14 protein-coding genes and 1 pseudogene are annotated in these 18,747 nt (G+C 71.1%); 4 read left to right on the top strand and 11 right to left on the bottom strand.

What is annotated here, in order from left to right; translation table 11 throughout:
* Positions 1-288: pseudogene (locus FNH09_RS48165) on the top strand (hypothetical protein); the annotation flags it as partial.
* 177 nt (positions 289-465) lie between these two features.
* Here FNH09_RS48165 and FNH09_RS03485 read toward each other — a convergent pair.
* A complete protein-coding gene (locus FNH09_RS03485; protein WP_152885016.1) occupies positions 466-1,167 on the bottom strand; it encodes a hypothetical protein in 702 nt (233 codons plus the stop codon).
* A gap of 332 nt (positions 1,168-1,499) precedes the next feature.
* Between FNH09_RS03485 and FNH09_RS03480 the strand changes: the two genes are divergently transcribed.
* Positions 1,500-2,369 carry an LLM class F420-dependent oxidoreductase gene (locus FNH09_RS03480; protein ID WP_152885014.1) on the top strand — a complete coding sequence of 290 codons (870 nt, stop codon included), beginning with the start codon at positions 1,500-1,502 and terminating at the stop codon, positions 2,367-2,369.
* A 282-nt stretch (positions 2,370-2,651) separates the two neighbouring features.
* Here FNH09_RS03480 and FNH09_RS03475 read toward each other — a convergent pair whose 3' ends face one another.
* Positions 2,652-4,142 (bottom strand): APC family permease, encoded by a 1,491-nt coding sequence (locus FNH09_RS03475; RefSeq protein ID WP_152885012.1) that lies wholly within the window; start codon positions 4,140-4,142, stop codon positions 2,652-2,654.
* A 184-nt stretch (positions 4,143-4,326) separates the two neighbouring features.
* Between FNH09_RS03475 and FNH09_RS03470 the strand changes: the two genes are divergently transcribed.
* Positions 4,327-5,820 (top strand): PucR family transcriptional regulator, encoded by a 1,494-nt coding sequence (locus tag FNH09_RS03470; RefSeq protein ID WP_162468058.1) that lies wholly within the window; start codon positions 4,327-4,329, stop codon positions 5,818-5,820.
* 110 nt (positions 5,821-5,930) lie between these two features.
* On the opposite strand, the gene FNH09_RS03465 is transcribed toward FNH09_RS03470, so the two are convergent.
* Both FNH09_RS03465 and FNH09_RS03460 read right to left on the bottom strand, forming a co-directional pair.
* On the bottom strand, positions 5,931-6,596 hold the full coding sequence (locus FNH09_RS03465; protein WP_152885008.1) for a GntR family transcriptional regulator: 666 nt from the start codon (positions 6,594-6,596) through the stop codon (positions 5,931-5,933).
* Between the two features lie 128 nt (positions 6,597-6,724).
* Positions 6,725-7,918: a CaiB/BaiF CoA transferase family protein gene (locus FNH09_RS03460; protein WP_152885006.1), complete on the bottom strand. Its 1,194-nt coding sequence runs from the start codon at positions 7,916-7,918 to the stop codon at positions 6,725-6,727.
* Positions 7,919-8,008: 90 nt separating this feature from the next.
* On the opposite strand from FNH09_RS03460, the gene FNH09_RS03455 reads away from it, so the two are divergent.
* The gene (locus FNH09_RS03455; RefSeq protein ID WP_152885004.1) at positions 8,009-9,229 is read left to right on the top strand and encodes an acyl-CoA dehydrogenase family protein; all 1,221 of its coding nucleotides are present in this window, start codon (positions 8,009-8,011) and stop codon (positions 9,227-9,229) included.
* Between the two features lie 945 nt (positions 9,230-10,174).
* Here the strand turns inward: FNH09_RS03455 and FNH09_RS03450 are convergent.
* The 7 genes from FNH09_RS03450 to FNH09_RS03420 all read right to left on the bottom strand — a co-directional run bounded on the left by FNH09_RS03450 (position 10,175) and on the right by FNH09_RS03420 (position 18,648).
* Positions 10,175-10,561: a VOC family protein gene (locus FNH09_RS03450; protein WP_152885002.1), complete on the bottom strand. Its 387-nt coding sequence runs from the start codon at positions 10,559-10,561 to the stop codon at positions 10,175-10,177.
* Positions 10,558-10,851, bottom strand: a complete 294-nt coding sequence (locus FNH09_RS03445; protein ID WP_162468057.1) for a metalloregulator ArsR/SmtB family transcription factor — start codon at positions 10,849-10,851, stop codon at positions 10,558-10,560. The genes FNH09_RS03450 and FNH09_RS03445 overlap by 4 nt, the downstream gene beginning before the upstream one ends.
* A gap of 103 nt (positions 10,852-10,954) precedes the next feature.
* On the bottom strand, positions 10,955-13,516 hold the full coding sequence (locus FNH09_RS03440) for a glycoside hydrolase family 78 protein (protein WP_152884995.1): 2,562 nt from the start codon (positions 13,514-13,516) through the stop codon (positions 10,955-10,957).
* Entirely contained in the window at positions 13,509-14,744 is a 1,236-nt protein-coding gene (locus tag FNH09_RS03435) for a family 1 glycosylhydrolase (RefSeq protein WP_152884993.1), read from the bottom strand. The genes FNH09_RS03440 and FNH09_RS03435 overlap by 8 nt, the downstream gene beginning before the upstream one ends.
* Positions 14,745-14,780: 36 nt before the next feature.
* Entirely contained in the window at positions 14,781-15,764 is a 984-nt protein-coding gene (locus FNH09_RS03430; protein ID WP_152884991.1) for an oligopeptide/dipeptide ABC transporter ATP-binding protein, read from the bottom strand.
* Complete coding sequence (locus FNH09_RS03425; protein WP_152884989.1) at positions 15,761-17,710, bottom strand: dipeptide/oligopeptide/nickel ABC transporter permease/ATP-binding protein; 1,950 nt, start codon at positions 17,708-17,710, stop codon at positions 15,761-15,763. Before FNH09_RS03425 ends, FNH09_RS03430 begins: the two co-directional genes overlap by 4 nt.
* A complete protein-coding gene (locus tag FNH09_RS03420; RefSeq protein ID WP_152884987.1) occupies positions 17,707-18,648 on the bottom strand; it encodes an ABC transporter permease in 942 nt (313 codons plus the stop codon). The genes FNH09_RS03425 and FNH09_RS03420 overlap by 4 nt, the downstream gene beginning before the upstream one ends.
* Between the last annotated feature and the right edge of the window lie 99 nt (positions 18,649-18,747).

The following is an 18,747-nucleotide window of genomic DNA, read 5'->3' as shown; positions in this document are numbered from 1 at the left end:
CCCCACACTCCTCGCCTTCCCCCGCCCCGGACACGTCCTCTTCGGCAGCGACTGGCCCTTCGCCCCACCCCGGCCGGCCAGTACTTCGCCAACGGCCTCGACACGTTCCTCACTCCGGCGCAGTCGGAAGCCGTCAACCGCACCAGTGCCGAAGCTCTCTTCCCCCGCTTCGCCTCGGCGGCGTCCGTCGCCCCGCCGAGGCGCCCCGCCCCTGTCCGGCTGCGGCAGTCGGCCCAACGCGCCGCCGCCAGAGTGGCCTTCAAACTCGCCCAGCCCGGAACGAAGTGAGGATCCGGAGCCGTGACTCACGGGGCGGCGGCAGGGTTGTCCCCCCCTGCACCAGGGAATTCCCCGACGAACCCGGCCGCCCTCCGGGGGACTGCCGCTCAACGTACCCGCCCGAGGAGGAGAGGCCTCGCAAGCGCCGACCGGCCGAGCGACTGTGGCGCGCCCGGCCGGGCCGGTTCAGCCGACCGAGTCGACCAACAACTCGTTGGCCCTCTTTTGGCCTTCCTCGAAGATCTCCAAGCCCTGTTCCACCTGGGCCGCCTGGTCGTCCGTCAAGCCCTCGCATTCGGCAGGCACGCTGCCGTCCATGTTCGCGAGCATTGCGTTGAGACACCGACTCGCAGGATCGGCGTACCCCTGGTCCTGACCCGCTTGCCCGTCCGACCCATCGGACTCAGTGCCATCCGGATCGGTCACATCGGGGTCGGTCGCGTCCGGCTCGGTCGCATCGGGATCGGTCGCATCGGGATCGGTCGCATCGGAGGAGTCGGGAATTTGCCGGCCAGCCGTGATGCGATGTGCTTGCCGCCCGTCGGCGCCGGTGGCTCCGGTGTCATCGCCGGAGCAGCCGGTGATGAGCGCCATGGCGGCCAGCGCGAGGGCGGCCGGGAACGTACGGTGCAAAGGATCCCCCCTGGGTCCAGAAAAATGATCAGTCGTCACGCTGGCACATCGACCAGGGACGCGCGCCTGTCGTGACGATCCCGTTACAACAAGTCGCCATGTGACAGCAGAGAGCAACCTTTCTCCTTGGGGGAACAGGGCCTGGTAGGGGTCACAGTTCCCCGACACCCCACAGAGCAGCCGGTCGTCGCGGGACACCAGCAGCCCGTCCAGCTGATGGCCGAGGAAGATACGGGTCAGGGTGAGATCGGGCATGACCCCGGCTTGGAATCGGGTCACGGGTCACGCGGGGGACGCGGCAGCCGGGACCACGAGTTCCCCGTGCGGATCAGCGCCGACGGTCGGCGGTACGACCCTGCGGTTCGGTCGACAGCAGCGGGACCTGCCGCTGATCGAGCGTCACGCGGCGGCCGTCAGCTGGACCGACGGACGAGCGGGAATCTCTCCGTGCGCAGATTCCGGGTGCGCCGGTCTCTTCAGTGGCCTCGCCCGTCCGGGTGACACGCAGCACCGGCTCCCGGCGTGGCATGCCAAGTCGCCTGAGCACGTCCGCGCTCGGCTTCTAAGGTGGCGTCGGGAGGTGGCGGATGCGGGTGGGTCTGCACGCGCTCGGCATCGGTGACGGTGCCCGCCCGGAGGTCATCCGGGCGGTGGCCGCAGCCGCGGAGGCGCACGGCTTCGCCAGGCTCTGGTGCGGCGAGCACGTGGTGCTCGTGGATACGCCCGTCTCCCCCTACCCCTACTCCGCCGACGGTCGGATCGCCGTGCCCTCCGACGCCGACTGGCTGGACCCGCTGCTCGCTCTGAGCTTCGCGGCGGCGGTCACCGGGCGGATCGAACTGGCCACCGGTGTCCTCCTGCTGCCCGAACACAACCCGCTCGTGGTCGCCAAGCAGGCCGCCACACTCGACGTGCTCTCAGCCGGCAGGTTCACTCTCGGGGTCGGCATCGGCTGGTCCGCCGAGGAGTTCGCGGCGCTCGGAGTCCCCTTCATCGGGCGCGGGCGGCGGAGCGAGGAGTACCTCGCCGCGATGCGTACGCTCTGGACCGATGACCCGGCCTCCTTCGCAGGGGAGTTCATCCGTTTCGACGCGATCCGGGTCAACCCGAAGCCCCTGCGCGGCGGTCGGCTCCCGGTCGTGCTCGGCGGCAACAGCGAAGTGGCCCTGCGCCGCGCCGTCACGCTCGCCGACGGCTGGTACGGCTTCAACCTTGCGGTGGCCGAGGTCCGCTCGCGCGTCGCCGTGATCGCCGACGAATGCGCGCGCCACGGTCGCGGTCTCGACGAGTTCACGGTTGCCCTCTCGTTGAGGGACGGCACACCGGAGGACCTGCCCGTCCTCGCCGCAGCGGGCGTCACGGAAGTCGTGGTCGTCGGCGCGCCCCCGCCCGCTCCCGACGCGGCCGCCGCCTGGATCGCGGAGCTCGCCCGGACGTGGATTCGCCGCACGGCGTGACCGCGGCCGGCTGGAGGGAGTCGTGATCCTGCCGATCGTGCTCCTGTGTCCCGACCGGCGGACGCGCGGGGGTCCGATGTCGGTGAGGCTGTCCGCGCGTGTCCTCCTCACCGGCGGCGACCCGCTAATGGCTCCCCCACAGCCGTGAGCCCACCGCTGGTTCCATGGCCGCAACTGTCTCCTGGGCAGCGTCGGGTCCAGCTGGGCGCTGGCGGAATCCTTTCGGGTCGTCGGCACTGGACATGAGGGCGCCGCGCGCGGGCGGCGCCCTCATGTGGTCCGTCAGCTCGGGATGGCGTCGCCCGCGGGGGCCTCGCTGCGCCGGTCGGGCTTGGCGACGAACAGGTACACCAGGCCCAGGCCGATGACCAGGGCAGCCGAGATGATGACCAGGTAGTTGTCGTACCAGGCCGCGTCCGGGGTGCGCGGCCACGCCATGTTGACCGCGGCCGCCACTCCGTAGACCAGGGCGGCGATGTTCACCGGCAGGCCCCAGGCGCCGAGGCGGAACGCACCGCTGGGGCGCCAGCCCCTCAGCCGTGCCCGCAGCGCGGCCAGGACGACCATCTGGAAGCCGATGTAGATCCCCAGCGCGGCGAAGGAGACGATGCGGGTCAGCGCGTTGGCGGAGATCGTCGAGCCGAGGATCACCAGCGCGGGCAGGATGGCGGTCACGGCCAGCGCGTACGGGGGTACGTGCCGGGCCGGGGAGAACCGGGCCAGGTACGTGCTGCCGAAGATCATGCGGTCGCGGGCGTAGGACTGGAGCAGCCGGCTGCCGGCGGCCTGAAGGCTCAGGGCACACGACAGGAACGAGATCAGTACGACGCAGAGCACGATCCGTGTGCCGATGTCGCCGAAGGCGCCGCGCAGGACCGTGTACACGGGGTCGGCGTCCTTGCCGCTGATCACCGCCCCGAAGTCGGGCACCGCGAGCAGCAGGGCGACGGCCACGAAGGTCGCGGCGGCACCGCCGACGTAGATCGTCATGCGCATCGACTTGGGGATGCGCCGGGTGGGGTCGCTGACCTCCTCCGCGACGTCACCGCAGGCTTCGAAGCCGTAGTAGAGGTAGAGGCCGACCAGCCCGGAGGCGAGGAAGGCGGAGGTGTAGGAGCCCGACGATCCGGCGCCGAAGGTGTGCAGCACGACGCCCAGACCGTGCTCGCGGTGGGTGGTCAGCAGCCAGATCCCCACCACGACGGCACCCGCCAGCTCGGCGGCGAAACCGAAGATGGCGGCCGAGGTCATGACCCGGGTGCCGCCGAGGTTGAGCAGGGTGGCGATGAGGATGACGGCGAGGGCGCACAGGACGGTGCTGGTGGTCCCGGGTGCGAAGCCCAGGATCAGCGCGACGAACGGGCCGGCGCCGTAGCTGACCGAGGCGATGGTCGCCAGCAGTGCCAGCGCGTACACCCAGCCCGCCATCCAGGCCCAGCGGCGTCCCCACAGCCTGCGTGCCCACGGGTAGATGCCCCCGGAGACCGGGAACTGGGAGACGATCTCGCCGTACACCAGGGAGACGAGCAACTGGCCGACGCCCGCGATGACCAGGCTCCAGATCATCGGCGGGCCGCCGGTGGCCAGGGCGAAGCCGAACAGGGTGTAGACGCCGACGACGGGCGAGAGGTACGTGAAACCGAGGGCGAAGTTGCCCCACAGGCTCATCTCCCGCTTGTACTCGGAGGTATAGCCGAGGGCGGCCAGCGCGGCGGCGTCGTCCGCCGGTGGAGAGGATTCGTCGCCCGTTCTCAATGCATTGGTTTCGGCCATCGGGGCTCCCAAGTCTGTTCTCAAAGGCTCGACGGGAACGCTTCGCAGCTCCGTTCGAGTGGGCTCATGCTAGGTTTCCGCCACTCGGCGGCAGCCGCGCCGAATCGTTGAGATTCAGCCTCGCCGCCGCTCCAACCTGTCCAGGGACGTGATGTCTTGGACCAGTGCTGTCCGGAGCGTTGACATGCCGGTGACCATCGCCGATCTCCTCAGCCTTCCCGGGCTGGGCCTTCGCCTGCTCACCGGGGAGCCGCAGCGGGTCGTACGGTGGGCGCACACCGTGGAGTTGCCCGATCCGGCACCCTGGCTGCAGGGCGGCGAGCTCGTGCTGACCACCGGTCTGCGGCTCGGCCGCTCCGCACAGGCGCAGCGCGAGTACGTCGACCGGCTGGCCGACGGGAAGGTCACCGGGATCGGCTTCGGCACCGGCCTGAGCTACGACCGCGCGCCGACGGCGCTCGTCAAGCAATGCGCGGCCCGCGGCCTGATATTGGTGGAAGTCCCGTTGGCCACACCGTTCCTGGCCGTCATCCAGGCTGTCGCCGCAGCACTGGCGCAGGAGCAGAACGCGGCCTTCAGACGGGTGCTGGCCCACCAGCACCAGATGACCAGGGCCGCACTCGGCAAGGGCATCCCCGGCATCCTGCGGCACCTGGCCAAGGCGCTCGACGCCGAGGTCGCGGTGACCGACGCCCATCAACAAGTTCTCGGAGCGGCGCCCGGGGACGGCGCCGCTCTTGTCGACCGGGTGCGGGCCGAAGTCGGTTCGGACGGTAACCGGGCGGCGGGACCGCTGGGGCTGAGCGTCCGCGACGGGAGCAGGCACCTCATGGTCCAGTCGCTCGGGGTCGCCGGGACCCGGCGCGGGCTGCTGGCGGTGGCGGCCGACACGGAGTTCACGCCCCTCGACCAGTTGCTGCTCACCCACGCGGCCTCACTGCTGTCGCTGGAACTCGAACGGCCGCAGGAGGTCGTGGAAGCGCACCGGGCGCTGCGGGCGGCCGTCCTGGGCACACTGCTCGACGGCGGCCTCACCGCGCAGGCCGCGCACCGGTCTCTGCGCCACCTCGGCTTCGCGCCGGCCGACCGGCTGGTGGTCCTGCTGCTGCTCCAGGCCAGATACCAGCGGCCGGCCCTCGTGCAGCAGACCGCACGCAGCCTCGACGGCCTTGCCTCATGTCCCTATCTCCTGCGGGAGGAAGAGGACGGCGTGGTGGTCGTGACCCGCATCGCGGATCTGGACACGGTGCTGGACACCCTCGAAGCGGCCGACGTGACCATCGGGGTCAGCGGCGCCGCGGCACCGGACGACCTGTCCGGCGCGCTGCGCGCCGCACGGTACGCGGCCGCCCAGGCGAAGGCGGATCACCGACGAGTGGCGCGTTACGGGCAGTTGCGGCTTCCCGCGCTGCTCGCGGACGCCGCCGTTCGTACGGTCGTCGGCCACCTGGCCGACGACCTGCTGACGCCGCTGGCGGAACATCCGGTGCTCTACGAGTCGTTGGAGGCCTTCTTGCAGCACAACGGCGGGTGGGAGCCGGCTTCCCGGGCACTGGGGGTGCACCGGCACACCTTGCGCCACCGCATGGCACGCGTGTCGGAACTCACCGGCCTCGACCTGGAATCGGCCCAGGACCGGGCTGCCCTGCTGCTGGCGGTCCTCTCACGCCGGTTGTAGAGCGGTACTCCTCGCGCCAGGCCGGCCCCGCGGGCGAGTCCGGGGAGTCTCCCGTCCCTGCCGTATGCCTGCGGCCCGCGACACCGGGGCCGACAGGGCGACGGCCTGCGTCAGCTGTCCCGCAGGATCCCTTCCAGCGCGGCCACCGCGTGCCCCCGGTGCTCGTCGAGCAGGCGTACCGCTTCCTCCACCTGCCCGGCCCGCAGCGCGTCCAGCACCATGCGGTGCTCACGCAGCACATGGTCGCGGTGGCCCTCTTCGGCGTAGTACAGGGCGCGGTAGGCGTCGGTGGTGTCCCACAGGGTGGCGATCAGCCGGACCAGGCGCGGCATGCCCGCCGCCTCGTAGAGGATGAAGTGGAAGTCACGGTTCGCCAGCGTCATCGCGGTGACGTCGGCTGCCTGCGCCGCGGACTCCACCTTTTCCTGGGCCGCCTCCAGCGCCTGCATCGTCGCCGCGTCCCACCGCGCGCCCGCCTGCCGTACGGCCTCGGCCTCCAGGATCTCCCGCAGTCGGTAGACCTCGCGGAGGTCGACCAGGGACAGGACGGCGACGAAGTAGCCGCGGTGCGCCTCGTGGCGCACCAGGCCCTCCGCCTCCAGCGTCTTCAGGGCCTCCCGCAGAGGGAGCCTGCTGACGCCGAGCCGCTCGGCCAGCGCGTCCTGCCGGACCGGTGCGCCCGGCTCCAGCTCTCCGCTGGTGATGGCCCGTCTGAGCTCCCCCAGCACGAACTGCTGGGTGGTGGGCGGTCGCCGCCTCGGGGTCGGGCTGGTCATGGCGGGGCTCTCCAAATGATGCCGTCGTGGCCGGGAATTCGGGCCGGTGGGACAGGCCGGTGGGGCGGGTCGGTGGTCCGGTCGCCCGATGGCGGCGCCCTCTGGAGCAGGGCGTTCGGGCGGACGGTCTACGGAGTCGCGTCCAGCGGGCCGGGACGCCGCCCGAATTGGGCGAGGACCTCGTCGGTGTGCTCGCCGAGCCTCGGCGGCGCGCTGCGGTAGGCGGCGGGCGTGGCACCCAGCCGGATGGGGTTGGCGACCTGCTCCACCGGTTGGTCACGCCCCGGATCGCGGATCGTGACCCGGGCTTGCAGACCGAGCCCGTCGGCGAGCTCGAAGGCCGCCGCCAGATCGTTGATCGGTCCGCACGGCACGCCGGCGGCGGTGAGGACCTCGAACCATGTCTGCGCCGGACGTGTGCGCAGCGGTGCGTCGAGTGCGGCGAGCAGGTCCTCGCGGTGGGCGACCCGGTCGGGATTGGTCGCGAAGCGCGGATCGCCGGACAGTTCGGGGACACCCAGCTCGCGGCAGAGCGCCGCGAACTGCCGGTCGTTGCCGACGGCGAGGGCGAGGGGCCGGTTGGCCGCCTCCACCACTTCGTACGGCGCGATGGACGGGTGCCGGTTGCCCATGGCCCGCGGGACGATCCCGCCCGCGACGTACGCCGAGGACTGGTTGCTGAGCGCGGACAGAAGCGAGGCGAGCAGGGAGACCTCCACCCGCTGCCCCTCCCCCGTGCGCTCGCGGTGGCGCAGCGCGGCGAGCACGCCCATGCCCGCGTGCAGCCCGGTGATGATGTCGACGAGGGCGACACCGGCCTTGGTGCCGGATCCGTCCGGCTCGCCGGTGACACTCATCAGGCCGCCCATCGCCTGGACCAAGAGGTCGTAGCCGGGCAGCGCGGCGCCGCCGTCCGTGCCGAAGCCGGTGACCGAGCAGTAGACCAGGCCGGGGTTGAGGGCACTGAGCTCCTCGTAGCCGAGGCCGAGGCGCTCCATGGTGCCCGGCCGGAAGTTCTCCACGAGCACGTCGGCGCGGACGGCGATGTCCCGTGCGGCGGCCCGGTCGCGGTCGTCGGTCAGGTCCAGGACGACGGAACGCTTGTTGCGGTTGACGCCCAGGAAGTAGGTCGCCTCGCCGTCGGCGTAGGGCGGGCCCCAGGCCCGGGTCTCGTCGCCGCTGACCGGGCGTTCGATCTTGACGACCTCGGCGCCGAGGTCCGCCAGGAGCATCGTCAGGTACGGTGCCGCCAGCACGCGGCCGAAGTCCGCGACGACGATCCCGGACAGGGCCCCGGGCGGGGCCGTTCGGTCGGGTGACATGCGGGCTCCCTTCATGTCTTGGCAAGCACTGGGCGTGCGGCTACGATCCGAATTGGATCCAACATCCGAGATCCGGTATCCGTGACCGGCATGTTAGCGCCGCCCCTCACCGTTGTCAGCACGTCAGGAGAGCCCGTGTCCGCCCAGCCCGTGCACCCCCTCGATCTGTTCGGGATCGACACCCTGCTCAGCGACGAGGAGCGCGACATCCGCGACACCGTCCGCTCCATGGGCGACCGCGAGCTACGGCCGCACGTCGCCGAATGGTTCGAGACGGGCGCCATTCCGGCCCGCGAACTCGCCCTCTCGCTCGGCGAGTTGGGCGTCCTCGGCATGCATCTTCAGGGCTACGGCTGCGCCGGCACCAGCGCGGTCGCCTACGGCCTCGCCTGCATGGAGCTGGAAGCCGTCGACTCCGGCCTGCGCAGCCTGGTCTCCGTCCAGGGCTCGCTGGCGATGTACGCGATCTGGAAGTACGGCTCCGAGGAGCAGAAGCAGCAGTGGCTGCCCGGCATGGCCGCCGGCCGCTTCATCGGATGCTTCGGGCTGACCGAACCGGACGCGGGCTCCGACCCCGGCTCCATGCGCACCCGCGCCACGCGCGACGGATCCGACTGGGTCCTCAACGGCACCAAGATGTGGATCACCAACGGCTCGGTGTCGGACGTGGCGGTGGTCTGGGCCCGCACCGACGACGGCGTGCGCGGCTTCCTCGTCCCCGCGGGCACTCCCGGCTTCACCCGCAACGACATCAAGCAGAAGCTGTCCCTGCGGGCCTCCGTCACCAGCGAGCTGGTCCTGGAGGACGTCCGCCTCCCCGCGGACGCGATGCTGCCCCAGGCCCGGGGCCTGTCCGGCCCGCTCGGCTGCCTCAACGAGGCCAGGTTCGGCATCGTCTTCGGCGCGCTGGGCGCCGCCCGGGACTGCCTGGAGACGGCGATCTCGTACGCCGCCGACCGCACCGTCTTCGACCGCCCGCTGGCCGGCTTCCAGCTCACCCAGCAGAAGCTGGCCGACATGTCCCTCGAACTCGGCAAGGGCATGCTGCTCGCCGTACACCTGGGCCGCCTGAAGGACGCGGGCCGGATCACCCCGGAGCGGATCAGCCTCGGCAAGCTGAACAACGTCCGGGAGGCGATCGCGATCGCCCGCGAGTGCCGCACCGTGCTCGGCGCGAACGGCATCACCCTCGAATACCCGGTACTCCGTCACGCCAACAACCTGGAGTCGGTCCTCACCTATGAAGGCACCAGCGAGGTCCACTCGCTGGTCATCGGCGGCGCGGTGACGGGTATCGCCGCCTTCCGCTGAGCCTCCGGGCCCGCCGCCATGGCACTTCGGCGACGCGGCTGACGCTGCGGGAACCGCTCCGCGACCGTATTCCGCACCCTCGCCATGGTGGGCCACACGGACGCAGAGCGGGTCAGCCTTGCCTGCCCACGGGGATCGCCGTCGGCCCCGCACCGGCCGTCTTCACCTCAGGTGGCCCGGCCCGCAGGAGGTTCGTCAGGGCGCCGCTGCTGTCCGTCGGCGTAGGCATAGCCAAGGATGTCTCCTGGCGGGGACGACCGTCCGCGCCGGAGCAGGGAAGGCCTCCGTGGACGGCCCCCGGATGGTGCGGCGGCTGAACATCGACGGAGAACCGGCCGTCAGGCCCTGGCCGCAAGTACGACAGCGGCCGGCCGTGAAGGCGGCCGCTCCTCAGTGCGCGGCGCAGCAGCAGAAGAAGCCGCGGCACGTGTAGCAGCGTGGCCGCCCGACGCACCGGCACGACTGCCCGCAGTTCACCGGCTCGGTGTGCAGCGTCGCCTCGTCAAGGTTGCCCGGTTCGTACGCGGCGTGACAGTACCGGCAGGCAACCCATCCCGCCGGCAGGTCTTCGGCGCATGGCGTCGGTGGCCGCTCCATGGCCGGTGGCGGTCTGTGACCCCGCCCCGTGTCCGGGTCCTCGTCGTCGAAGAGGCGAAACACCTCGACGGACCTCCCCTGGTCAGACATGGCCGCATCCTCCCGGACAGCCGCCGAATTCGGCTCCGTGCCGCCGGGAGGGCGCCACAGAGCCGGTTGCCCTGGATCTCCGAGTCGCCCGGCCTTGCGTTCGCCGTCGCTGCCGCTCGGACAGCACCTGCGCCCGCTCTCAGCACCGGCTGCTCAGCCGCCCGGTCGCCGCGGCACCGGTGAGTGACGTGGACTCGTCCGAGCGACAGACGCATCCGTCCAGGGGATGTACCCCGCCCGGGCTGAGGCTCGAAGGCCTTAGTTGGTGTGGGCGATCTGGATGAGATTGCCACAGGTGTCGTCCAGCACCGCGGTGGTCACCGGCCCCATCTCGGTCGGCTCCTGCGTGAACTGCACCCCCAGTGCGCGCAGGCGAGCGTACTCCGCGTGCACGTCGTCGACGGCGAAGGAGGTGAAGGGGATACCGTCCTTGGCCAGCGCCTCCTTGTACGGCTTGACCGCGGGGTGACTGTCGGGCTCCAGCACCAGTTGGGTGCCCTCCGGGTCCTCGGGCGAGACCACGGTCAGCCACCGGTGCTCGCCGAGCGGCACCTCGTGCTTCTTCACGAACCCCAGCACCTCCGTGTAGAAGCGCAGGGCCTTGTCCTGGTCGTCGACGCAGACGCTCGACAGGTGGATCTTCATTTTCCGGTCTCCGGTGCATCGGGCTTGAGCCACCGGGCAACGATCTGCTCAAGCGGTTCGGTGGTGAGGTCGTGGAACTTGTAGCGGCCCTGGCGCCGGGTGCGGACCAGGCCCGCGGATTCCAGCACGGCAAGGTGCTGGCTGATCGCCTGGCGGGACGATCCCAGCCCGTGCTTGGTCGTCAGGCGCGCGCATATCTCGAACAGGGTCTGACCGTTCCGCTCGGTCAGCTCGTCGAGGATCGTTCTTCGGGTGGGGTCGGCCAGGGCCTTGAACACATCGTCCGGCACCACTCCACTATAGGCAAGTGACAACTTGCCTATCAAGCCGGACGTGCCGCGTGGGCCCGCCGAGCCGGATCGGCGAGACGGGCCTCGCGGCCACCGCAGGGCGCTACCGGGGGTCGTCCGCCGGGTCCCGGTAGGGCACGACGAAGCGATGCTGCCCGCAGCCGACCTCCTGCCGCTCGGCCCCCGGCAACGCGACGACAGCGGTCGAGCCGGTCGGCACGGTCACCCGCACCCGCAGCTCACCGGCCGCGCGTTCCCAGGCGACCTCGGCGAGCCCGTACGGCGTGCGATGCGCGGTGCGGGCCCAGGTGAGCCCCCCGCCAGGACGTGGCTCGACGAGCAGGGTCCGGTAGCCCGGCGATCCCGGTGCGAGCCCCGCCACCACGCGGTGCATCCAATCGGCCACCGCGCCCAGTGCGTAGTGGTTGAACGACGTCATCTCACCGGGGTTGATCGAGCCGTCCGGGAGCATCGAGTCCCATCGTTCCCAGATCGTGGTGGCGCCCATCGTCACCGGGTACAACCAGGACGGGTATTCGGTCTGGAGCAGCATCCGATAGGCGTCGTCGACCGCTCCCGCGGAGGTGAGCGCGTCACAGATCACCGGCGTTCCGAGGAAACCGGTGGCCACTTTGTGCTCCTTCTCGCGTACCAGCCGGACCAGTTGTTCGGCGGCACGGGCACGTTGATCAGGGTCGGGCAGGAGGCCGAACTCCAGGGCGAGTGCGTAGCCGGTCTGCCCCGAACCGGCGATCCTGCCGTTCTGGGTGACGAACTCGTCGTGGAACGCCTGCCGCACGCCGTCGGCGAGTTCGGCGTACTTCGCCGCGTCCGCCTCCTGCCCGATCTCCTCGGCGATGCGGGCCATCGTGTCGGCCACGTGGACCCGGTAGGCGGTGGCCACCAGATGCGCGTCCGTCTCGGCACGCCACGGCGCGTCCGGCGGCGCGGCCGGGTCCAGCCAGTCCCCGAGCTGCAGGGCCGGCTTGTCGAAGAGGCTGGCGGGCCCGAGCAGGTCGGTGAGCCCGTCGACCCAGGCCCGCATGCTCGCGTACTGGCGGCGCAGCAGCCCCGTGTCACCGAAGCGCTGGAAGAGGACCCAGGGCACGATCACCGCGGCGTCGCTCCAGCCGGCTGTCGGCGCGGGATCCGCGAAGGGGCCGGGGAAGTCGACCCGTGGCACGAACAGCGGTACGACGCCGGCTTCGGTCTGGTCCGCCGAGAGATCCGCCAGCCACGACGCAAGAAGTCCGGCACTGTCGTAGAGGTAGGAGGATGTCGGAGCGAAGACCTGGACGTCGCCGGTCCAGCCCAGCCGTTCGTCACGTTGCGGGCAGTCCGTCGGGATGTCGACGAAGTTCCCGCGCATGCCCCAGAGGACGTTCTCGTGGAGCTGGTTCAGCATGGGATCGGAGCAGTCGAACCATCCGGTGCGGCGCATGTCGGAGTGGTAGACGACGGCGACGGCATCGAGGTCGTCGTAGTCGCCGCCGACCTCGGCGTAGCGAAAGCCGTGGAGGGTGAAGGACGGTTCCCAGCATTCGCCGTCGAGGTCACCTCGCAGAATGTAGCGATCGGTCGCCTCGGCGGTGCGCAGCGGCCGCACTCCGAGTTCGCCGTTCTCCAGCACCTCGGCGTGACGCATCGTGATCGTCGAGCCGCGGCGGCCCCGTACCGAGATGCGCAGGCGCCCGACCATGTTCTGCCCGAAGTCCAACACGGTGCGGCCCGAGGGAGTGGTGATCGTCTCCACCGCGGTGCGCTCCTCGACCGCGCGAACGGGTGGCCCGGTCGGCGCCACGAGGGTGGCGAGGTCCCTCTCCCCACGTCGGACCCCGGCCCACTCGCGCTCGTCGTACCCGGGGGACGACCATCCGGGCCTCTCCCGCGTCGCGTCGTACGTCTCGCCCTCGTAGAGATCGGCCTTGCGGATCGGCCCGGTGGCCGATCGCCAGCTGTCGTCGGTCGCGACCACCTGGCGGCGGCCGTCGGTGTACTCGATCTCCAACTGCGCCAGCAGACCGAGCGAACTGCCGTACGTGTCACGCCACTCGGGTACGAACCCCACGCGGCCGCGCCACCAGCCGTCGGCGACCTGTACGCCGATGGCGTTCTCGCCGGCCCGGAGCATCGGTGTGACGTCGTACGTCTGGTGGCGCAGCCGGTGCCGGTAGCTGGTCCAGCCCGGTGTCAGCGTGTGGTCTCCGACTCGCTCACCGTTGAGTTCGGCCTGGTAGATGCCGTGCGCGGTGATGTGGAGCCTCGCGCGGACGACGTCCCCTCGTGCTGTGAACGAGCGGCGCAGCAAGGCCGCGGGGCCGCGTTCGTCGTGAGCGGGCTCGATCAGGTCGGCCTGCCATTCGTTCAGGGTCAGCCCGCGTTCGACAGTCACGGGGTCGCTCCAGTCGGAGACCTCCCCGTCCGCGCCGATCACGCGCGCCCGGACCTCGCGCGCCTCCCGGGGCTCCAGCGGCGTGGCCGGCCAGGGCACCAGCACCGAGTCCGCCGACTCGACATGGAAGAACTCCTCGCCGATCGTGAGCTCGTAGGCGGCCTGCCGCCAACCGGGCCGGCCGGCGACCTGCCAGGAGAGGCGGGGGTGCTCTTCGCCGATGCCGAGGGGGTCGTCCCGGTGCTCGAAGCGCACCACCGAGATCTCATCCATGGCGCAGGCCCGCGACGAGCGCGCCGTAGACGCCCGCGCTGGGTTTCGGCGTGCGGTCGAAGGTCACCGGGTCGACACTGTGCAGGCCGAATCGGGGGCCGAAGCCGAAGATCCACTCGAAGTTGTCCATCAGGGTCCAGTGGAAGTAGCCGAGCACGGGGACGCCGTCGGTCATGGCTTCCTGGAGACCTTCCAGCGACGGCTCGATGAAGGCCGCCCGCTCGGTGTCGTCGTCGGCCTGGATGCCGTGCTCGGTCACCATGACGGGAACGCCGCTCACTGCGTGGGCGTAGCGGGCACAACTGCCCAGCGAAGCCGGGTCGGTGCGGTTCATCACGCCGCCCTGCGCCGGAGTGCCGTCGGCGTTCACGGCGCCCTCGGCGTCGTAGTAGTGCCGCTCGTAGTTCTGGATCCCGACGAAATCGTCCTCGCGAGCGATCTCCAGCCACGGCTGGTAGACCTCGGCTCGTTTGCGATCCCGCAGCGTGGCGTCGGTGCCGTGGACCAGGTCGTCGACCATCGCGATCGACAGGCCGGTCGGCAGATCCGGCCGGCGGGCCTTGATCGCGGCCCGGGCGGCCCGATGGCCCGCTGCCTGTCCGGCGAAGAGAGCGTCGGCCTCCTCGGCGACGGTGATGTTGGTCAGTCGGTAGCGTTCGACGCCCGCGGCCCGGGCGCACGCTTCGAGCGTGGCGCGCTCGAGGTCACGCACGACGTCGGGCAGACCCGCCCAGGCCAGCATGGGCGGCAGATTGGGCTCGTTCATCGTCACGGCCGCGGCGATCCGGTCGCCGAACGCCGACATCACCCGGTCGCAGAACCGGGCGAAGAGCTCCGGAGCCCGTTCGCCGAGCCATCCGCCCTGCATCGCGAACCAGTGGGGAGCCACGAAGTGCTGGAACGTGACCACCGGTGCCAGACCGTGCACGAGGCAGTGGTCGACGATCGCCTCGTAGTGGGCGAGCGCCTCGGTGGAGAACTCCCCCTCGACCGGCTCGATCCGTGCCCACTCGACCGAGAACCGGTAGGCGGTGAGATGCATCGCGGCCGCGAGGTCGACGTCCTCGCGCCACCGCTCCCACCCGTTGCAGGCTTTGCCGGACCTCTCCTGGAATACGGTCGGCGTCACGTTCTCGGCGAACCAGCAGTCGCTGGTGACGTTGTCACCTTCGTTCTGGTGCCCGGCGCCTGCCACGCCCCAGAGGAAGTCCGCGGGGAATCTGTGCATGGGTCTCTCCGTCGTTGTCGTGGTGATGAGCGGTCGTCAGCGGGTGGCGAGCAGGGCGGGCACCTCGCCGACGCGATGGCAGGCGGCTTGCGAGTCGCCCGCCGGGACCAGTGGCGGACGCGACCGTCGGCACACGTCCACGGCGAGCGGACAACGACTCGCGAACGGGCATCCGGCCGCGGCCGCGACGGCCGTGCCCGCCACGCCGATGCCGAGCGCCTCCCGAGCGGCGCGGCGCGCTTCCTGCTCGGCCGGGTGCGGCACCGGCGCCGCCGCGGTGAGAGCCACCGAGTACGGGTGCCGCGGCCGCTGGGTGACCGCCTCCACGTCGCCCACCTCCATCGCCCGGCCGCGGTAGAGCACCACGACGCGCTGGGAGAGGAACCGCACCACGCCGAGGTCGTGCGCGATGAACAGCAGCGCGAGCTGCCGTTGGTCTCGCAGATCGGCGAGCAGGTTCAGCACCTGGGCCTGGGTCGACAGATCGAGGGCGCTGACCGGCTCGTCGAGCACGATCACCTTCGGGTCGCAGACCAGCGCCCGGGCGATCGCCACCCGCTGACGCTGACCGCCGGAGAACTGCGACGGGTAGCGGTCGATCGCGTCGCCCGGCAGCCCGACGGCCTCCAGCGCCGCACGGGCCCGCTGCCACTGTTCCGGCTTCGGCACCCGCAGCACCCGCAGGGGTTCGACCAGCGTCTGGCCTATGGTCCGGGCGGGGTTGAGCGACGAGTACGGGTCCTGGAAGACGACCCGCAGGTCGATCGCGCTGACCCGGCGCTGCCGCGACGACGCCCTGGTGATGTCCACGCCGTCGAGGAGGACGGAGCCGGAGGTCGGCGGCTGGAGGCCCAGGACGGCTTTGCCGATGGTGGACTTGCCCGAGCCGGACTCTCCGACCAGGCCCAGTGTCTCGCCCGGGGCGATGTCGAAGCTGACGTGGTCGATCGCCGGAGGTGTCCTGCGGCGCCGTCCGTAGTGGACGACGAGGTCGCGGACGGAGAGGGCGGGCTGGTTCATCGGGCGGCTCCGGGTTCGCTCGGGGCGACGGTCGTCGCCGTGGACAGCGGGTGGATGCACCGCACGGTGCCGTCGCGGTGTGCCGGTGCCGCCTCGATCGGTTCGTGACACCGTGCGGTGGCCAGGGCACAGCGCTGTGCGAACCGACAGCCGTCGGGCCAGTGCTCGGGTGCCGGCACCGTGCCCCGGATGGACGGCAGTCGGTCGGGCACCTCTTCGCCCTGCGGAATGTGGGGGTTCGCGCTCAGCAACGCGCCGGTGTAGGGGTGTGCGGCGTCGTCGAGGACTGCGGTGACGGTGCCCGACTCGACGACCTGGCCCGCGTACATCACCGCGATGTCGTCGCACAGGTCGGCCACCACACCGAGGTCGTGGCTGACCAGCACCACGGACAGGCCCGAGGTCCGCACCAGTGAACGCAGCAGGCTGAGGATCTCGGCCTGCACGGTGACGTCGAGCGCGGTGGTGGGCTCGTCGGCGATCAGCAGTTTCGGTGAGCCGGTGAGGGCCAGCGCGATGCAGACGCGCTGTGCCATGCCGCCGGAGAGTTCGTGGGGATGACTGCGCAGGACCCGCTGGGGGTCGACGATGCCCACCTGGGCGAGCAGGTCGAGGGCTGTGCGGCGCGCCTCCCGGCGACCGACGCCGCGGAAGCGGCGGATCGGCCGGGTCAGTTGGTATCCGACGGAGAACATCGGATCCAGGGCGACCATCGGCTCCTGCGAGATCATGGCGATCTCGCGGCCGCGAACGGCTTGCAGTTCGCGCTCGGTCAGGCCGACCAGGTCCCGGCCGCCGAAGTGGATGGAGCCCTCGGTCACGGCGACGCCGTCCGGCAGCAGCCCCAGCAGGGAGCGGGCCGTCATCGTCTTGCCGCAGCCCGACTCACCCACCAGGCCCAGTACGGTGCCGGGCCTGATGCGCACCGAGACGCCGCTCACCAGCTCGGGTCCGTCGTCGACACCGACATGCAGGTCGCGCACCTCGAGCAGCGCATCGCTCGTTACGACCGCGCTCGGCCGTACGGCGGTCGGGACGAACCGGCCCGACCGGCGGGCGGGCTTGCGCACCGGCGCGGTCCGCTCGCGCTCCCCGGCCAGCGAGTCGGCGATCTGGTTGGCCGCAATGACGGTGAGCGCGAGGACGACTCCGGTCGGCACCATCATCCACGGGTCGTCGTAGATGTGCTGCTGCGCGTCGCCTATCAGCCCGCCCCAACTGGGCGTCGGTACCGCGGGCCCGTAGCCCATGAAGGCGAGTCCTGCCTCGATCAGGATGCCCAGGGCGAAGAGCTGGGCTGCCTGGACGGCGATGGTGGTGGCCAGACCCGGCAGGACATGACGCAGGTTCACCTGGAGCGATCCGACCCCGTTGACCTTCGCCGCGTCGACGTACAACCGGGTGCGCAGCGACTGGGCCAGTGCGAGGAGTATCCGGTAGACGGGCGCGGAGAGCAGCAGACCGAGCACTGCCATGATCGCCCAGACATGGACGCCGACGGAGCCGACGAACGCGAGCAGGATGACCGTGGTGGGCAGCGCCAGGAGCAATTCGGCCACCCGGCTGCAACTCCACTCGGCCCGTCGGCCGTGTTCTGCCGCCAGGAGAGCCATCGGCACCCCGACGCCGAAGGCGACGGCCACGGCGAGCAACGCCGGACCGATCGAGATCCAGCCGCCGGCGACCAGGCGCGAGAAGATGTCGCGGCCCAGTTCGTCGGTGCCCAGCAGATGCCTGGCGGTCGGTCCGCCGAGCACCTGGCCGAGGTCCTGGTGTTCGGCAGGGAAGGGAGTCCACCAGCGGGCGGTGGCCGAGGCGAGAACGACCAGGACCAGCCATGCGCCGGCGACGATCGTGCCCGGTCGGCGCAGCCCGCGCGGAAGGCGTCGGCGCGTCGACGGCTCGGCGGGGGACGGCAGTTGGATCGGCTCGGTCGAGACGCTCATGCGGCACGCACCTTCGGGTCGAGGGTGGCGAGGACGAGGTCGAGGACCAGGTTGGTGGCGACCACCACCACGGTCGCGATGACGACGACGCCCTGGACCGCCGGGAAGTCATGGGTGTTGATCGCGTTCTGCGCGGCCTGTCCCAGGCCCGGCAGCGCGAAGAGCTGCTCGATGATCACCGAGCCGCCGAAGAGAGCGATGAACTGGACGCCGAGCACGGCCACCACCGGGGCGCCCGCGAACCGCAGGGCGTGGAGGTAGCGGATCCGCCAGGCCGGGGTGCCGAGGGCACGCAGGGTACGGATGTGCTCCTGCTGGAGGGCGTTGACCATCCCGGCGCGTGTGGTGCGCGCGATGATCGCCGCGCCCGTCAGGCCGAGCGCCAGCACCGGGAGCGTCAGACTCTGGGCGTACTGCGACGGCGAGGTGGTGAACGCGACGTAGCCGGTGGCCGGCAGGAGGCGGCCCTTCACCGCGATCACGTATACGAGCACGATCCCCACCCAGAACTGCGGCAGCGAGAGCGTGATCCCGCTCAACGTGGTGATCACGCGGTCGAGACGGCCGCCGCGGACCGCCGCGAGCACTCCCGGCAGGATCCCGAGGACGCCGCTGACGAGCGTCGCGAAGACGGCCGTCGAGGCGGTGACGGGCAGCCGCTGCGTCAGGTCCGGCCAGATGGTGTGGCCGTCGATCAGCGAGGCGCCGAGGTCACCACGGACCGCGTGGGTCAGCCAGGTCGCGTACTGCGCCGTCAGCGACCGGTTCCAGCCGAGGCGATCGTTCTCGGCGGCGATCTGGGCCTTGGTCGCTCCTTCCCCCGCGGTGATGACGCCAGGACTTCCTCCGGAGGCGTGGACCAGAAGAAAACTCAAGACCGACGCCACCAGCACGGTGACGACGCCGAGCCCGAAGCGTCGGGCGAGGTAGGTGAGCATGAGAGGTCCTCTTCGAATCTGTCTCGGGTCGGCCCGGGCGGACGGGCGAAGGACGCCGGTCCGCACCGGGGCCGCCGAACGAGCGGCTGTGGCAGGGGC

The sequence above is a fragment of the Streptomyces adustus genome, from assembly GCF_009377175.1.
GTDB lineage: Bacteria > Actinomycetota > Actinomycetes > Streptomycetales > Streptomycetaceae > Streptomyces > Streptomyces adustus.
The sequence above is the reverse complement of the archived record's forward strand: the minus strand, read 5'-3'. Positions and strand labels throughout refer to the sequence as shown.

Coding starts and splice junctions, on each gene's coding strand:
- FNH09_RS03450 (WP_152885002.1), bottom strand. CDS start 10,561: ATGAAGATCCACCTGTCGAGCGTCTGCGTCGACGACCAGGACAAGGCC.
- FNH09_RS03480 (WP_152885014.1), top strand. CDS start 1,500: ATGCGGGTGGGTCTGCACGCGCTCGGCATCGGTGACGGTGCCCGCCCG.
- FNH09_RS03425 (WP_152884989.1), bottom strand. CDS start 17,710: ATGAGCGTCTCGACCGAGCCGATCCAACTGCCGTCCCCCGCCGAGCCG.
- FNH09_RS03475 (WP_152885012.1), bottom strand. CDS start 4,142: ATGGCCGAAACCAATGCATTGAGAACGGGCGACGAATCCTCTCCACCG.
- FNH09_RS03470 (WP_162468058.1), top strand. CDS start 4,327: ATGCCGGTGACCATCGCCGATCTCCTCAGCCTTCCCGGGCTGGGCCTT.
- FNH09_RS03460 (WP_152885006.1), bottom strand. CDS start 7,918: ATGTCACCCGACCGAACGGCCCCGCCCGGGGCCCTGTCCGGGATCGTC.
- FNH09_RS03485 (WP_152885016.1), bottom strand. CDS start 1,167: ATGCCCGATCTCACCCTGACCCGTATCTTCCTCGGCCATCAGCTGGAC.
- FNH09_RS03435 (WP_152884993.1), bottom strand. CDS start 14,744: ATGCACAGATTCCCCGCGGACTTCCTCTGGGGCGTGGCAGGCGCCGGG.
- FNH09_RS03455 (WP_152885004.1), top strand. CDS start 8,009: ATGTTAGCGCCGCCCCTCACCGTTGTCAGCACGTCAGGAGAGCCCGTG.
- FNH09_RS03440 (WP_152884995.1), bottom strand. CDS start 13,516: ATGGATGAGATCTCGGTGGTGCGCTTCGAGCACCGGGACGACCCCCTC.
- FNH09_RS03465 (WP_152885008.1), bottom strand. CDS start 6,596: ATGACCAGCCCGACCCCGAGGCGGCGACCGCCCACCACCCAGCAGTTC.
- FNH09_RS03430 (WP_152884991.1), bottom strand. CDS start 15,764: ATGAACCAGCCCGCCCTCTCCGTCCGCGACCTCGTCGTCCACTACGGA.
- FNH09_RS03420 (WP_152884987.1), bottom strand. CDS start 18,648: ATGCTCACCTACCTCGCCCGACGCTTCGGGCTCGGCGTCGTCACCGTG.